This window comes from Actinomyces mediterranea (assembly GCF_900155595.1).
Taxonomy (GTDB): Bacteria; Actinomycetota; Actinomycetes; order Actinomycetales; family Actinomycetaceae; genus Pauljensenia; species Pauljensenia mediterranea.
In genome coordinates, this window is record NZ_FTPB01000003.1 from 192311 (window position 1) to 208177 (window position 15867).

Below are 15867 nucleotides of genomic sequence, written 5' to 3' on the forward strand. Positions count from 1 at the left end.
GCCCGTCCAGACTAGCATGCGCCGCACACCCTCCCCCGGTGAGATAACCCCCTCACGCACCCGCAAACCTGTGGGATTCAGCACGCGGTGACAGAGTTCGGATCGACTCGGGTGGGCACCCCGATGCCGAGGATGAAAGCCGTCTGACGCAGATCGTCATCCATCTGCACGAGAAGATCATCGACGGAATCGAAGGACAGCATCGGCCGGATGCGGGACACGAATGTGACCGCAACCTTCTCCCCGTACAGATTGAGGTCCGAGCGTCCCAGCACATGCGCCTCGACGGTGCGCGACTCGGCCTCGAACTGCGGATTCGTGCCCACTGAGATCGCTGCGGGCAAGAACTCCGCGGACTGGGTGCCCGGCACGGTGCGAACGAGCCACCCGGCGTAAACGCCGTCTCCAGGGACGACTCCCTCAATGTCTTGGCTCAGGTTCGCCGTCGGGAAGCCCAACAGCCTGCCCCTCTTGAAGCCGTGCTCCACGGTACCGCGGATGCGGTGCAGATGCCCCAGCACCCTGGCCGCGCTCGTCACATCGCCCGCGGCGAGCAATTCGCGCACCCACGACGAACTCCAGCGCCTGCCCTCGGGGGCTTCGATGTCCGTCACCATGACGACGTCGAAGCCGTGACACCGCCCCAACTCGCGCAGAGTGTCGATCGTCCCGGCGTTGCCCCGTCCGAAGCGGAAATCCTCGCCGACGACGACCTCGATCGCGCCGAGCCTCTCGACGAGGAACTCGACGACGAATTCCTCTGGTTCGAGGGTGTACACGGAGGCGTCATAGTGGACGACGAGCGTCGCGTCGAGCCCCGTCGCCCCCATCGCGTCGAGGCGATCGCGGAGCGGCGAGATCAACTGCAACTCCACTTCGGGATGGTGGACCTGGATGGGATGAGGATCAAAAGTGACGGCAACGGCGTCCACTCCCCTCTTGCGGGCGCGCTCCACACATGAGGAGATGACCTTCTTGTGACCATTGTGCATGCCGTCGAAGTTGCCGATGGTGACGACGCACTTCTCATCGCCGGGAACGTCCGCGAGTTCAGTCCAGATTCTCATGTATTGGCTCCTGTGAAGACACAGACGGTGATCAGGCGATTCTCCTTGAACCGCACGAGTCCAAGGGCGCGCCCCTGCGGCGACAATGCGGCGATGGGCCCGCAGGAGCCGCCGGACGAGACCTCGTCGCGGCGGCGCGCGGGAGGGACTCCGTGGGCGAAACGGGCAGTCTCTTCCGGAGTGAGCGGGATCGACGGGAATAGCGCGCGAACGGCGTCGTCGAGGCTGATGAGCCCTGGAGCGGCACGGCCGCCGCCGCCTTCGACTGCGGGCACCGCCTCTTCCAGATCACTAAGAGAACGCGCATCGTCCAGCGTGAACGCCCCCACCCGGGTTCGGCGCAGCGCGGTCAGGTGAGCCCCGACTCCCAGCGCCCGACCGAGGTCGCGGGCAAGCGCGCGGATGTAGGTCCCCGACGAGCAGTCGACGCTGACGTCGACATCAACAACGCGAATGCTCCGTGACGCGCGGGCGCCGCCCCCGTCGACAGACTCCACCTGCGCTACACCGACTCGCGGCCGCGATGTGCGTTCAAAGCGGTGGATGGTGACGGGGCGGGCGGTGAGGGCGACATCCTCCCCCCTTCGGGCGAGGGCATAGGCACGCTCACCGTGAACCTTGATCGCCGAGACTGTTGACGGCACCTGCATGATCTCTCCGCGCAACTCAGTAATCGCAGCATCAATGGCGGCACAGCCGAGGGTGTCACAGCCGCGGATGTCTACGGCCTCCCCCTCGGCGTCGTCAGTCGTGGTGGAAAAACCGAAGCGGATCGACGCATCGTAGGACTTCGAGTCGCCGCTGACGTAAGTGAGCAGGCGTGTCGCCGCTCCAATGCCGACGACGAGGAGTCCAGTCGCCATCGGGTCGAGGGTGCCGCCGTGACCGACCTTGCGGGTGTGGGCGAGGCGGCGCATCCTGGCGACGACATCGTGACTCGTCATTCCCCGGGGCTTGTCGACGATGACGAGACCTGGGACCGAGGTGTCGGGGCGCTTCGCCATTGTCAGTCGAGGCCCTCGTCGTCCTCATCGTGACGGTAGGGATCGGCATCTCCGGCGTAGGAGGCGCCCTCCGCCTGTTTCGCGATCTCCTCGTCGCGGATCTTTGCCGCGGCAAGCGCATCTTCGAGCGCAGCCGCAGACTCGGGAAGCGCATCGAGGATGAACTCCAGGGTCGGGGTGAGGCGGATACCCAGGGCCTTGCCCACTGCGGAGCGGAGGATGCCCGTCGCCGATTCGAATGCGTCGGCGGCGTTTTTTCGGTCCGAGTCGTCGCCGAGAACGGTGTAGAACACGGAGGCGTGCTGCAAGTCGCCGGTCACGCGCACATCGGTAATGGTGACGAATCCCAGGCGCGGGTCCTTGATGCGATGGGCCAGCATCCGCGCGACGGTCTGCTGGATGCGGTCCTGCACTTTGCGGACGCGCGATTCGTCGGCCATTGTTTCTCCTTCACTGTGCGGCGGCGGGTCCGCCTTCGTCAATACTCAGGACATCAATGGTACGGGGCGCAGACGCGGAGCGACGAGTCCGCCGGGTGAGAGCCGCACCTCGTCGGGCGAAAGTGTCGTTTCAGGGGTACAACACTGACAAGGCGGGGCGAATGCACACACTCATGCTGCAGTGCCGCATGCCCGAGCAGCACGACCTGCGGTTTCACCCCCGATCTGCGGCGAACGGGGCCAGGAGTGTGTGCAATTGGGATGGGAATGCCAGGGGGCGGGTGCTTGAGCACCCGCCCCCTGGCATTCCGAGAACAGTCCGGACCGCTCGGCGGACCAGAATCAGACCACGGTCAGTCGCGAGCCTTCTCGCGCATCTCCCAGGTCTCGATGACGTCGCCTTCGGCAATGTCTTTGTACCCGAGGGTGATGCCGCACTCGTAGCCCTCGCGGACCTCGGTGACATCATCCTTTTCACGCCGCAGCGACGCGATCTCAAGATCGTCGGCAACGACCACACCGTCTCGGACCAAGCGCGCCTTAGTGCCGCGTTTAATTGTGCCGGACCGGACGATCGAACCCGCGATGTTGCCGAACCTGCCGGAGCGGAACACCTGGCGGATCTCGGCGCTGCCCAGCGAGATCTCTTCGTAGATCGGCTTGAGCATGCCCTTAAGAGCCGCTTCAACATCGTCGAGGGCCGAGTAGATCACGTTGTAGTACTTGATCTCCACGCCTTCGGCGTCGGCGAGTTCCTGCACGCGCTCTGCGGGGCGCACATTGAAGCCGATGATGACAGCGTTGTCGACGGTCGCAAGGTTGACGTCGTTCTGCGTGATCGCACCGACACCGCGGTGGATGATGCGCAGCTGAACCTCTTCGCCGACATCGATGCGCAGCAGCGAATCCTCCAGCGCCTCAACGGCGCCCGAGACGTCGCCCTTGATGACCAGGTTGAGAGTGTCGACCTCGCCCTCCTTGAGTACCTTGTCGAAGTCCTCGAGGGAGACGCGCTTGCGACGCTTGGCCAGCATCGCCTGACGCTCCGCCGCCTCACGCTTATCGGCGATCTGACGGGCGGTCCGATCATCAGCGGCAACCAGGAAGGAATCGCCAGCTCGCGGCACCGACGTCAAACCGAGGACCGCCACAGGACGGGACGGGCCCGCCTCGAGAACGTCATTGCCCGTGTCGTCGAACATGGCGCGGACGCGGCCGTGCGACGAGCCCACGACAATGGCGTCGCCGACTCGCAGGGTGCCGCGCTGGACGAGCATCGTCGCCACCGCGCCGCGACCCTTGTCGAGGTTCGCCTCAATGGCGACGCCTCGGGCGGCCGTATTCGGATTCGCCTCCAGGACGAGGGCAGCGTCCGCTGTCAACAGCACCGCCTCAAGGAGTTCGCGAATACCGGTGCGCTGCTTGGCGGAGATGTCGACGAACATGACGTCGCCGCCGTACTCCTCGGCGACCAAGCCGTATTCGGTGAGCTGACCGCGGATCTTATCCGGGCTGGCGTCTTCTTTATCGACCTTGTTGACGGCCACGACGATCGGCACATTCGCCGCCTGCGCGTGGTTGATCGCTTCAACAGTCTGCGGCATAACGCCGTCATCTGCTGCAACCACGAGGATCGCGATATCGGTGACCTGCGCGCCGCGGGCGCGCATAGCGGTGAACGCCTCGTGGCCGGGAGTGTCGATGAAGGTGATGGGGCGGGTGACGCCCTCATGCTCAACATTGACCTGGTAGGCGCCGATGTGCTGGGTGATGCCGCCGTGCTCTGATTCGACGACGTCCGTATGGCGGATTGCGTCGAGGAGCTTCGTCTTACCGTGGTCGACGTGGCCCATGACGGTGACGACCGGCGGACGTGCCTGCATATTCTCCGCATCGTCGAGCTCTTCGGCTTCGAGGTCGATGTCGAAGGACTCGAGGAGTTCGCGGTCCTCATCCTCAGGGGAGACGACCTTCACGTCGTAGCCGAGTTCGGCGCCGAGCGCTTCGAAAGTGTCCTGGTCGAGGGACTGCGTCGCCGTCGCCATCTCACCGAGGTGGAAGAGGACGGTGACGAGCGCTGCGGGATTGACGTCGATCTTGTCCGCGAAGTCCGCGAGGGACGCGCCCTGACGGATGCGGATGACCTGTCCATTACCGCGGGGGATGGACACGCCGCCGATGACCGGAGCATTCTGCTGCTCGAACTCTTGACGTTTCGCGCGCTTCGACTTTCGTCCGCGCTGGTTGCGACCGCCCGCTCCCCTGCCGAATGCGCCGGGGGTCGCGCCGCGCCCACCGCGGCCCCCGCCGCGGGGAGCACCGAAACCGCCGCCGGCCTGTGCGCCGGTTCCCGCGCCTGCGCCGACACCGGGGCGTCCGCCTCGGCCTCCGCGTCCACCACGCGTGGGACGATCAGTGGTCGAACCCGATGCATTGCGGGCGAAGTTCGCCTGTCCGGGCATCATCGCCGGATTCGGCCGAGGGCCAGAACCCGCGCGGGGCGCCGGACGACCGGAACCTGCGGGACGCGGGGCGCCGGAGCGCTGACCCGCGCCACCGGGGCGGGGGGCACCAGGACGCGGAGCGCCGGAGCGCTGCGGGCGCTCACCCTGGCCGCCCTGCGGGCCGGGACGGCCTTGTGAGCGCGGGCCAGGGCGGGGGCCACCGGTCCCACCGGGACGGGGCATGCCCTGGCTCGACGCATAGGGATTGTTACCCGGGCGCGGACCAGCCGCGCGCGGTCCGGGACGCGGAGCCGTCGGACGCGGGGCTGCGGGCTCGTCCTTCGCCGACGTCTTCGCATCAGCGGTGCGCGGCGCTGCGGGCTTCGGGGACGCGGATGCGTCGCTGAATGCGGGGGCCTGCGGTGCGAGCGCCTCTTCCTTCGCCGTCGGCGCCTTGGGCGCGGCGGGCTTGGGCGCTGACGGCTTCTTCGCGGGTGCGGGCTTCTTCGCCTCGGCCTGGGGCGCTGGGGCGCCCGTCGACCTGTAGTGCTCGCGCACTGCTCGGACCACGGGCGGTTCAAGGCCGGAGGAGGCCCCCTTCACCCATTCGCCACTGTCCTTGAGGTGCGCGAGAAGTTCTTTGCTGGTGATTCCGAGCTCTTTCGCGAGCTCGCTAACACGCAACTTTGCCACTGTTCTCCTGTCCGGAAGCGTCTCCGGACGGAGACGCACTACTTGTATTGCTGGCAGCTCATCGCTGGGTACTCATCGGGTGCCCATCGGCTTCCAACCCGCTTCCATTACTCGATGTGGGGCGCTGTCGACGCCCGGGATTGAACAATCAGGCCGAGTTCGTCCCACATGTCATCCGAAGGCATTTCAGATACACGCAGTGAACGCTCGATCGTCCGCCGCTGGCGGGCTCGTTCCACGCAACGCGGATCCGGATGGATCCACGCGCCGCGACCCGGCTGGTTGCAGTGCGGATCCGCCGTTGCAGACCCGCCTCGGGGCGCCGCTATACGGATGAGATCCGAACGCGGCGCGCGCTTCGCGCATCCGACGCATGTACGCACGGGTCCTGCATCGCGAGATGCAGTTCCCGGGTCCTGCGCTGAATGCGGCACACGGCCAGTCTAGTCGAGGGCGCCGGGGGCGCCGTCCTCGTCTAGTGAGCGAATGGTCACGTCATCGGGGGCCGAGGTGCGCGAGGCGATGGGCTCGTCGCCGGATTCGGTATCCGCATGAATATCGATATGGAAATCGGTCAGTCGCGCCGCCAGGCGAGCATTCTGCCCCTCCTTGCCGATCGCCAGTGACAGTTGGAAGTCCGGGACGACCGCCGTCGCCGTGCGATTGTCGACCGAATGGACGACGACGCGGGAGACGCGAGCCGGGGACAGGGCGTTGGCGACGAAACGGCCCGGATCGGCGGACCAGTCGACGATGTCAATCTTCTCGCCGCCCAGCTCGGTCATCACAGCGCGCACGCGCGCACCCATCGGGCCGATGCACGCGCCCTTGGCGTTGATACCGTCGCGCGTCGCAGCGACAGCGATCTTCGTGCGATGGCCGGCCTCGCGGGCGATCGCCTTGATCTTGACAAGCCCCTGCTGGATCTCAGGAACCTCCCGCTCGAAGAGGCGCTCCACGAGGCCAGGGTGGGTGCGCGACAGGGTGATGCGCGGGCCCTTATCCGTGATCTCAACATTGACGACGAAAGCGCGGATGCGGTCACCGTGGCGGTACACCTCGCCGGGAACCTTCTCCGAGTCCGGCAGCACAGCCTCGAAGTCGTCACCGATCTTCACGATCGTGATGCGGCCGTCGTGCGGCTGGTCGACGATGCCGGTGACGATCTGTCCGCGCTGCTGCGCGAAGCCACCGAGGACCTTCTGATTGTCGGCGTCGCGCAGCCTCTGCATGATGATGGAGCGCGCCGTCGACTGGGCGATGCGACCGAAGTTCTTCGGAGTGTCGTCGAACTCCCCGATCGGGTTGCCGTCGTCGTCCTCTTCGGTGGCCATGACGGTGACACGCCCGGTCTTCTTGTCGATTTCAATACGGGCCTGGGAGATCGCGCCGGGAATATTGTGGTACGCCTTAAGAAGAGCCTCTTCAATGGCATCGACGAGCCTTTCGAGGGACACGCCCTTTTCCTGCTCCACCATGCGCAGTGCAGTCATGTCGATTTCCATGCGTCTCATTCCTCCATACCGAATTCGACGCAAGCACGCGCCTTCTTCATCTGTGTGTAGTCGATGGTAGTCGCCTCGCCGTCAACAATCAGCGTCACCTGCTCATCGGTGGCGGATTCCACGCGCCCGACGAGGGCGGTCTTGTCGCGGAGTTTGACGCTTGTCAGGCGCCCAACCTGCTTGAGCCAATGCCGCGGTTCGGTCAGCTCCCGCTCAGCGCCGGGGGTGGACACCTCCAACAGGTACTCCCCCTCCTCCGGGTCGACGTCGTCGAGGATCTTCGACACCGCGCGCGACACGTCGGCGAGCGCATCCGAATCGATGCCGTCGATGCCGATCGGAGCGTCCACGGTGACACGGATCACCGGAGTCCCCGACTGGTTCGCCCTCACGACGGAGTCGAGTTCCAGTTCGAACCCCTGCACTGTCGAGCGCAGCAGTTCTTCAAGATCGCTGAGGCGTTGGGACTGGGACACGAAACCTCCTGGGTATGCGACACGTCGTCGCCCTCCATCGTACCCATCTGCAAGACGTGGGATGATTTCTCACGTGCTTATTGACCGCTCATCCACACGAAGTTTACAGCCCCGCGCGACGCGGAGCACCGCCGCCTGGCGCCGTCGAAACGCGATGCGGGCGCGCTCGTGGGGTGCGGCGGCACTGGCAACAGCGGCCCTGGCGTCGTTGAGCGCCTGCTCGCCCGCCGACATCCGGCGGGAGCATGCTGCCCTGTCCATCCCTGAACTCACCGGCATTGAAGCCGCTCGCGATAGGGCCGCCCGCACTGAGGCCGCCGCCGCGCAACGGGCCGAGATACTCGCACGGAATGCGTCCTCGTGCCCGCAGTGCGCAGATGCACTCGCAAAGCTCGTCCAGGATTCGTCGACTCGGCTCGACGCCGTCGGCGGAGTGTGGGACCCGTGGCAGAGCAACGCCCCCGACAATGCGGACAACGTTCCGCCCCTCACGGAGGCGCCGGTCACCGTCGAGGGGCTCACGTCGTGGCTAGCGCAGACCGCGACGCGGGACCTCGCAATCGCCGCCGACCCTCTGCAGACCTCCGTTGCGGACTCGCGCGCCTTCGCGGGCATCGCCCTCGGGCGCTATCAGTCGGCGCTACAACTCGCCAACGCCTACGGCATCTCCCTCAACTCTGATTCGCAGAGGGTGACCGACCTCGCTGACCGCCTCGAACACATCGCGGGCAGCGGGTCGCGCGCCGCACTGGTCACCTGGGGGCTCGACTCACAGACTCTCGCGAACGCTCCCCTGCTCGCCGCCCCGGACCTTACACAAGACGCCGAGGCCGTCGCCCAATCCGCCGAATTGTCCGACGCGGTGTCGGCATGGGACTGCGCCGCCCAGTCCCTGCCCGCAGCGCAACTCGTATCGGGCTCGGTCGCTGACGCATCGGCTCTCGCCGATCGCCTCCTCACCAAAGTCGACTCCTATCTCGCGGCGGGGGTCCCAGACACCAGGTCACTACGCTGTACGATCGACTCCTCTTCCACGACGGCGATCGCCTCCGCCCTCGTTAGGGCCGATGTGCGGGCACTGTCATCCGACAATGCCCAGATCCGCCTCGTCGGCGCGGCAGAGGCGCTGGCCGACCTCGACACGTGGGTTCCCCGGTCGGCGGATCTCGGCGCACTCGGCCCCTTCACCTCGAACTAACCCCAGGAGCACCATGATGGCCAGGCTTCCCTCCGCCCTCGTCGCATTCATCCCCGCCTCGGATGCCGACTGCCTCGCAGAACCCCTCGCAGATGGGCGCTGGATCATCGCGGGGACCTACGCGCTCATCCTCGTCGGCGAGGACGGAGTCGAAGACTCCGGCATGTGGTACGAAATCGCTTCGGCGAAGTTCACCGGCGTAGAGCGCGCCCTCACAGTCGAATGGATGGATCCGGCCAGGGCAGCTCTCAGCGCCGTCATGGAATCTGGCGACCCGCACGTTCTCATGCGCCGCATCGCCGACCGCGTCAACCACTCGATCATCATCCACAAAACGACGAGGCTCCACAATGGCACGACCATCGCGGCGTGGGTGAGGCGCCGAGAGGACGACCGACTGTTCTCCGCTCTCGTCGCCTACGGTCCGCTGGATGAGCGGGCCAAGCGCGAGGCGGAGAGGTTCGAGGCGGTCCTGCGCGAGGGCGTCGGACTCGACTGACGCCCCCGCCCCAACTCAGCCGCCCCCTACCAGCGCATCGACCAAGGCCGGAGCTGTTCGGCTGGGCGCTCCCCCGCCTGGCTCAGTCGTCGAGGAACACCCTTTGGAACGGGTCGATGGAGAATCTCCTGTCGAGGATCGTCCGGCACCATTCGCGCGCGGCGAACAGCGAATGGTCCCGATAGTTGCCGCACGAGTAGGCGTCCGTGCCGGGTACGTCCTCCCAGGTCGCGTCCTCGGCGATGACGCGCAGTGACTCTACGAGGGCCCGGGTCACCGCCTCGACGCTCGGCGTCCCCCACGTGATGAGGTGGAAGCCGGTTCGGCAGCCGAAGGGCGAGCAGTCGATGACGCCGTCCATGCGGTCGCGCAGCAGGGATGCGAGGAGGTGCTCGATGGTGTGCAGGCCGCCAGTGGGGATCGCGGACTCATTGGGCTGGATGAGACGCAGGTCGAAGTTAGAGATCTCATCGCCCTTGGGACCTGTTTCGACGCTGATGAGGCGCACGTAGGGGGCTTTCACCGCAGTGTGATCGAGGGTGAAGCTCTCAACATCGGCCATGGGAGTGTCCTTCCGGTGGGGTCAGAAACGCTCGTTGCGTTCTTTGAGTCGTTGTTTGCGCTGTTCGAGGAGGATGAGAGCGCGGAAGGCGTCCTGGTAGTCGGGATCGTCCTCGTCCATGCGCTGTAGGCGGGAACGCGCCTCCCCCATCTTCCTCGTCAAGTCCATGCGGACGAGGGCGGCCATCACCCCCCGGCAGTAGGAGCGCATCTTGTCATCCCTGTCCTGCGGCAGTGGGGCGACGGCGAGCTGGGTGACTGCCTCCGCGAGGACATCGCCCGCCTGATCGCGGATCAGGTCGAGGAAGCGCCTAGTCGCCGCCTCCTGCGCATGCGCTCCCGTGCCCCAGTGCTCCTCGGCTTGCCGCAGAAGCTGTGCGAAGGCGTCGAGTCCGCCGATTGCGCGGATCGCGTCGTGGACGGCGCGGTAGGTCGGGACCTGGAAGGAGGAGCCGTCGAGGTCCTCGAAACCCGAGCCGATGAGATGCATCGGGTGCTGCAGGAGCGCTTCGAGGGCGAGGCGCTCGACCTTCGAGATCGTGTCCTCAGGGCCCTGCCGCACCGGTGGAGCGGGCCGTCCGGCGTACGCCATGTCGGTACGGGGCTCTCCGGAGCGGGCGTCTGCCGCATGTGAGCGCGGCGCTCGGCGCACCTCCTGCGTCACCTGGCGGATGTCCATGCCGAGCCAGCCCGCCAGGGAGCGCGTGTACTCCATGCGCAGTGCCTGGTCCTTGATGTCGGCGACGATCGGCGCGGACGCCGCGAGGGCGCGCACCCGCCCCTCCGCGGTCGACAGGTCGACGGCGTTAATGACGGAGCGGATGACGAATTCAAAGAGAGGAGTGCGCGAGCGGACGAGGTCGAGGACGGCGCCATTGCCCCGCGCCATACGCAACTCGCACGGGTCCATTCCGCTGGCCTCCACGGCGACGAAGGTCTGGGAGGCGAAGTTCTGATCCTCACCGAAGGCCCTCAGTGCGGCTTTGCGGCCCGCTTCATCCCCATCGAAGGTGAAGATCACCTCTGAGCCACGTGCCCGACCGCTCGACAAGACGACTCCCGCTGCGGGGTCGGCATGGTCTCCGAGCAGACGCCGCACGATCTTGACGTGTTCGGCTCCGAATGCGGTGCCGCAGGTGGCGACGGCGCAGGGCTCACCGGCGACGTGAGCGGCCATGACATCCGTGTACCCCTCGACGATGACGATCCTGCGGTTCTGGGCGATCGCCTTCTTCGCCAGATCAAGGCCGTAGAGGAGCTGGGACTTCTTGTAGATCGGCGTCTCCGGGGTGTTGAGGTACTTCGGGGATTCCTTGTCCGAGTCGTCCAGCCTCCTCGCCCCGAAACCGACTGTCTGACCGGTGATGTCTCGGATGGGCCACATGAGTCGCCCTCTGAATCGGTCGTAGACGCCGCGGTTGCTCTGCGAGACGAGTCCTGCGACAGTGAGTTCCTTATCGGTGAAGCCCCGCGAGCGCAGGTGGCGCGTCAAGCAGTCCCACGCTTGCGGGGAGTATCCGACGCCGAAGTGCGAGCACATGCGCTCGTCGAAGCCCCGTTCGGCGAGGAAAGTCCGGCCCGCGTGCGCTTCCGGGGAGGCGAGTTGGCCGCGGTAGAACTCTTCTGCCGCCTGGTGGGCCTCGAGGAGGCGCTGGCGCTTGCCGGGCTCTTCGGAGCGGACGTGGGCGCCACCCTCTTCGTAGTGGAGGGTGATGCCGGTGCGCTGGGCGAGGAATTCGACGGCCTCGGTGAAGGACAGGTGGTCGATCTTCTGGACGAAGGAGATGACGTCCCCGCCCTCGGAGCATCCGAAGCAGTGCCACATGCCCAGGTGGGGGCGGACGTGGAAGCTGGGCGTGCGCTCATCGTGAAAGGGACACAGTCCTTTGAGGGAGCCGACTCCGGCGGGGCGCAGCGAGACGTGCTCGGACACGATCTCTTCGATACGCGCGGCCTCACGCACTGCAGCGATGTCGTCTTTGCGGATGAGGCCGGTCATGGGGGCAGTCTACCCGTTGCCCTCCCCGCCCACGGCATAGGGCAGCGGTCGGGTTACAGCTGCGTGGAGAGCATTCCGCACAGGCGGGCGTGCCACTGCGATGCGGAGGCGTCGGTGAGGGAAGCGACCTGGTCGATGACGGCGCGGATGCGCTGGTCTTCGGTGTCGGCGTCGCGCCATTCGTCGGCGAACATCGGCTCCAGGGCGTCGGGCCCGGCGTCGAGGAGCGCATCGACGAGGTCGGCGAGGAGTGTGCGCTGCTGGAAGTAGAGGGGCTCGGTTTCACGCGGGCTCATCACATAGTGGACGGCGAGCCCCTTGAGGACCTGGATCTCAGCGCGCGCCGAAGGCGGCACGATGAGGTCGGCGCGGTAGCGGCCCAGCGGCCCCGCACCGCATTCGACGCGCGTCGCGTGGACCGCGGCGGAGCAGAATCGTCCGATGAGTTCACTGGTGAGGTCTTTGAGACGGGCGAGGTCGGCGTAGGAGCCGTCGAAGGAGCCCATCCACTCATTCATGCGCATGAGCCGCTCGATCGCCGTTTCGAGGTCGGCGCGAGCGACGCCGGGACCGTACCAGTCGAGGGTCGAGTCGATGACTGCGCTGATCGTGTCATCGTCGCTGAGGCGGGCGAGGTCGCATTTGCCGGTGGCGACGGCATCCTCGACGTCATGCACGCTGTAGGCGATGTCGTCGGACAGGTCCATGATCTGTGCTTCGAGGCAACGCCGATATTCTGGGGCGCCCTCGCGCATCCAGTGGAAGGCGGCGGCATCGTCGTCGTAGACGGAGTACTTGCGCCAGGATTTCGCTTCGTCAACGCCCTGTCCGCGCATCCACGGGTATTTGCAGATCGCGTCGAGGGTGGCGCGAGTGAGGTTGAGGCCAGCGGGGGCGCCCTCGTCGGACAGGACTTTCGGTTCGAGTCGGGACACGAGACGCAGCGTCTGCGCATTGCCCTCGAATCCGCCGCATCCTTGAGCGAGATCGTCGAGGACGCGCTCCCCGTTGTGGCCGAATGGCGGGTGGCCGAGGTCGTGGCTGAGGCAGGCGGCGTCGACGACGTCGGGGTTGGCGCCGAGTTCCTTGCCGAGTTCGCGGCCCACCTGGGCGACTTCGAGGGAGTGGGTGAGGCGGGTGCGCACAAAATCGTCGGTTGCGGGACCGAGAACCTGCGTCTTCTCCCCGAGCCTGCGCAGCCCCGAGGAGTGGAGGATGCGGGCGCGATCGCGCTCGAAAGCGGTGCGCATCGCAGACTTCGGGCTTTCGGCGACCATGCGCGACTGGTCGGCCTCGGAGTAGACGGGGACGAGGCCAAGGTCCGACGGGTGTCGTTGCAGTCGAGCGGTCACGGCCACAGTCTAGCCGCCGCCCCACCCGAGGGCTCCCGCAGCCGCGTACCGCCCTCCCTTAGAGGATTCTCATCTCCAGGGGGTGGCCATCTGGCGAATCATCGGGTTCACTGGAGGGGAACACCCGGCGAGGGGAAGGAGTCGCTCATGGAATCGTCACTACGCCGGCTCGCCGCCGCCCTCGTCCTCCTCACCGCCCTGGCCCTTGGAGTCGTATGGTGGCTCGCATCCGTGTTCACTTCTGTGGCGAATGACGTCGTCTCCCCCGGGATCGTCATGTCCGGGAGCGAGGGCGCCCAGTCGGCGCAATCGGGCACCCCGGCCGGAGCACAGTCCGGGCAGGAGGGGGCGCAGTTGTCCTCGTCGCCCGATTCGGGGGGAGCGGCGCCCGTTGGGACTCCGACCCCGATCACCCCGGCCCCGCCGATCGACCTCGATGATGACGACGATGACGACGACGGTGACATCGACGACGACCGGGATGACGACTAGCGCAGCTTGTAGCCCATTCCCCTCACCGTTTCGAAGTGTTCCTTGCCGAGTTTCGAACGCAGGTAGGACATATACACATCGACGACATTGGACCCCGGGTCGAAGTCCATCCCCCACACTGCGGATAAGAGCTGTTCGCGGCTGAGCACCTGGCGGGGGTTGCGCAAGAACATCTCCGCGAGTGCGAACTCCCTGGCGGACAGGTCGACGACGCGCCCATCGACCGTCATCTGCCTCGTCCGATAGTCGAGGGTGAGGTTCGCGTGGGACACAGTGGTCGCAGCCGCGCCCGCCTGGGCGGCGGGGATGGAGTCCCTCAGGCGCAGGCGGATCCTCGCGAGGAGCTCCTCGTAGGAGAAGGGCTTGGACATGTAATCATCCGCCCCACTCTCCAACCCGGCGACGCGGTCCACGACTGATGAGCGTGCGGTCAGCATAATGATCGGTGCCGCCACTCCCTGGCCGCGCAGTTCGTCGAGTACCTCGAATCCGTCGACGTCGGGCAGTCCCACGTCGAGGATGATGAGATCGAATTCGCCCGTCAGGCCGAATCGGATCGCCTCTGCGCCCGAGCCGGTGATCGTGGGAGTGAATCCGGCGGCCTTGAGGCCCTTGGCGATGAAGGACGCGATCCGCTCCTCGTCCTCGACGATCAGGATCGTGCTCATGTTCCGTTCTCCTCAGTCGTGGCGTGAAGTGGCAGCCGCAGGGAAATAACGGACCCGAATCCGCTCCGCGAAAAGATGTCCAGCCTCCCCGAATGGGCGCGGACGATCGAGTCCACGATGGAGAGCCCCAGCCCGGATCCTGGGGCGGTGCGCTGTGCTTGCAAGGTGCGTGAGAATCGCTGCGTCACCCGCTCCACGTCCTCAGGGGCGATGCCGATCCCCTCGTCTTGCACCCACAGGACGAGTTCGCCGCCCTCGACGCGCGATCCGAGGGCGATGCGCGAGCCCTCGGCGGAGTATTTGATGGCGTTGTCCACGAGTTGGAGCCACGCCTGCGTGATCCTGTCAGAGTCGAGGACGGCGTCGACGTCTGCGACTTCTCCGAGCTGCCAGGTGCGCTCCCCGAGCAGGCGAACTTTGTCGAACACCCGATCGGTGAGGTCGGCGACTCGGATCGGGGCGAGATGCAGAAAGTCTGTCTGCTGTGCTCGGGCGAGCAGCAGAATGTCCTCAATGAGCAGGCCCATCCGCTCGGTCTCGTCGAGTAGGAGGCTCCTCGTGACGCGAACGTCTTCCGGATCCGCAGGATCGAGGACTTCGAGGTGTCCGTGCAGGATCGTCACCGGTGTGCGAAGTTCGTGACCGACGTCGTCGAGGAGCCTCAGCTGGTTCGTGTGGGAGGCCTCGACCCGGTCGAGCATGCGGTTGAAGGAGCGTGCGAGCGCTGCGAGGTCATCCCCTCCGCGCGCCTCCACCCGCGATGTGAGGTCATCCTCGCCGATGGCCTCCGTGGCCAATCTGAGTTCGCCGATGGGCCGTAGGAGACGGCGCACGGCGAAGTATGCGAGCGCCGTCACGAAAGCGAGTGTGCAGGCGCCGACGACGATGGAGGTCCCCATGATGGAGGTGAGACTGCGGATCCGACTGCGGATGTCGATGATGTGGACGAGCGTGGCGGTATCGACCCTGGTGCGCACGGGCGCGACGAGCACCCGGTAGTCGCCCTCGCCGGTCGACACCGTCGTGATAATGCTGGACTCGCCGCCGATCCACGGTTGGACGGCGGCGACGAGTTCGGCATCGTTCTCGGGGCGCAGTTCCACGTCGGCGGGCGCGAGCCAGCGCAGATGCGCTCCGTGATAGGCGATATACGATTCGCCGGTCGACAAGAGCGTGCTCTCGAGGTAGGTCTGCACCATCCTCTCGGCGCTCGCGTAGGCGCTCCCCGTCAGCGGATCGATCCCCGTGTCGGATAGGAGGCGCAATTCGTTGTCGATGTGCCCGAGGTCCTGTGTCATCGACGTGTAGGCGTGGCGGTAGTGGAGCACGGCGACGAGGGTCTGCGTGACCGTCAGTGTCGCGAGGGCGACGACCATGATCGCGGCGAGGATTCTGACTCGGATCGTCGCGTGTCTGAGTCTCATACACCTATTGTGGCGGGTCACCCGCCGAGGCGTCACTGCTCCACC

The 15867-nt window shown here is 66.2% G+C and carries 15 protein-coding genes; 3 read left to right on the forward strand and 12 right to left on the reverse strand.

Annotated features, from left to right (window positions below; all coding sequences use genetic code 11):
- Nucleotides 1-77 precede the first annotated feature (77 nt).
- The 7 genes from BQ7471_RS02005 to BQ7471_RS02035 all read right to left on the reverse strand — a co-directional run bounded on the left by BQ7471_RS02005 (nt 78) and on the right by BQ7471_RS02035 (nt 7629).
- On the reverse strand, nt 78-1067 hold the full coding sequence (locus BQ7471_RS02005; RefSeq protein WP_076463830.1) for a bifunctional riboflavin kinase/FAD synthetase: 990 nt from the start codon (nt 1065-1067) through the stop codon (nt 78-80).
- Entirely contained in the window at nt 1064-2071 is a 1008-nt protein-coding gene (gene truB / locus BQ7471_RS02010) for a tRNA pseudouridine(55) synthase TruB (RefSeq protein ID WP_076463831.1), read from the reverse strand. The genes BQ7471_RS02005 and truB overlap by 4 nt, the downstream gene beginning before the upstream one ends.
- A 2-nt stretch (nt 2072-2073) precedes the next feature.
- A complete protein-coding gene (rbfA, locus tag BQ7471_RS02015) occupies nt 2074-2511 on the reverse strand; it encodes a 30S ribosome-binding factor RbfA (protein ID WP_076463833.1) in 438 nt (145 codons plus the stop codon).
- Between the two features lie 353 nt (nt 2512-2864).
- Complete coding sequence (gene infB / locus BQ7471_RS02020; RefSeq protein WP_076463834.1) at nt 2865-5648, reverse strand: translation initiation factor IF-2; 2784 nt, start codon at nt 5646-5648, stop codon at nt 2865-2867.
- A gap of 107 nt (nt 5649-5755) precedes the next feature.
- A complete protein-coding gene (locus tag BQ7471_RS02025) occupies nt 5756-6082 on the reverse strand; it encodes a YlxR family protein (protein ID WP_076463836.1) in 327 nt (108 codons plus the stop codon).
- Nucleotides 6083-6091: 9 nt separating this feature from the next.
- Nucleotides 6092-7153, reverse strand: coding sequence for a transcription termination factor NusA (nusA, locus tag BQ7471_RS02030; protein WP_076463838.1), 1062 nt, complete (start codon nt 7151-7153; stop codon nt 6092-6094).
- A gap of 5 nt (nt 7154-7158) precedes the next feature.
- Nucleotides 7159-7629, reverse strand: a complete 471-nt coding sequence (locus BQ7471_RS02035) for a ribosome maturation factor RimP (protein WP_076463839.1) — start codon at nt 7627-7629, stop codon at nt 7159-7161.
- Nucleotides 7630-7783: 154 nt separating this feature from the next.
- On the opposite strand from BQ7471_RS02035, the gene BQ7471_RS02040 reads away from it, so the two are divergent.
- Together BQ7471_RS02040 and BQ7471_RS02045 are read left to right on the forward strand one after the other, a co-directional pair.
- Nucleotides 7784-8827: a hypothetical protein gene (locus tag BQ7471_RS02040; RefSeq protein WP_083663192.1), complete on the forward strand. Its 1044-nt coding sequence runs from the start codon at nt 7784-7786 to the stop codon at nt 8825-8827.
- 13 nt (nt 8828-8840) lie between these two features.
- Nucleotides 8841-9326, forward strand: coding sequence for a hypothetical protein (locus BQ7471_RS02045; protein WP_076463842.1), 486 nt, complete (start codon nt 8841-8843; stop codon nt 9324-9326).
- A gap of 82 nt (nt 9327-9408) precedes the next feature.
- On the opposite strand, the gene BQ7471_RS02050 is transcribed toward BQ7471_RS02045, so the two are convergent.
- The 3 genes from BQ7471_RS02050 to BQ7471_RS02060 are packed head-to-tail and all read right to left on the reverse strand — an operon-like array spanning nt 9409 to nt 13244.
- Nucleotides 9409-9888: an S-ribosylhomocysteine lyase gene (locus BQ7471_RS02050; protein WP_076463844.1), complete on the reverse strand. Its 480-nt coding sequence runs from the start codon at nt 9886-9888 to the stop codon at nt 9409-9411.
- Between the two features lie 21 nt (nt 9889-9909).
- Complete coding sequence (gene dnaG, locus BQ7471_RS02055; RefSeq protein ID WP_076463845.1) at nt 9910-11886, reverse strand: DNA primase; 1977 nt, start codon at nt 11884-11886, stop codon at nt 9910-9912.
- Nucleotides 11887-11939: 53 nt separating this feature from the next.
- A complete protein-coding gene (locus tag BQ7471_RS02060) occupies nt 11940-13244 on the reverse strand; it encodes a deoxyguanosinetriphosphate triphosphohydrolase (protein ID WP_083663193.1) in 1305 nt (434 codons plus the stop codon).
- Between the two features lie 141 nt (nt 13245-13385).
- On the opposite strand from BQ7471_RS02060, the gene BQ7471_RS11005 reads away from it, so the two are divergent.
- A complete protein-coding gene (locus BQ7471_RS11005; RefSeq protein WP_129583312.1) occupies nt 13386-13730 on the forward strand; it encodes a hypothetical protein in 345 nt (114 codons plus the stop codon).
- Here the strand turns inward: BQ7471_RS11005 and BQ7471_RS02070 are convergent.
- Together BQ7471_RS02070 and BQ7471_RS02075 are read right to left on the reverse strand one after the other, a co-directional pair.
- Nucleotides 13727-14398, reverse strand: a complete 672-nt coding sequence (locus tag BQ7471_RS02070) for a response regulator transcription factor (protein ID WP_076463847.1) — start codon at nt 14396-14398, stop codon at nt 13727-13729. The two genes, BQ7471_RS11005 and BQ7471_RS02070, sit on opposite strands and share 4 nt — an antisense overlap.
- Nucleotides 14395-15822, reverse strand: a complete 1428-nt coding sequence (locus tag BQ7471_RS02075; RefSeq protein WP_076463848.1) for a sensor histidine kinase — start codon at nt 15820-15822, stop codon at nt 14395-14397. Before BQ7471_RS02075 ends, BQ7471_RS02070 begins: the two co-directional genes overlap by 4 nt.
- Nucleotides 15823-15867 lie beyond the last annotated feature (45 nt).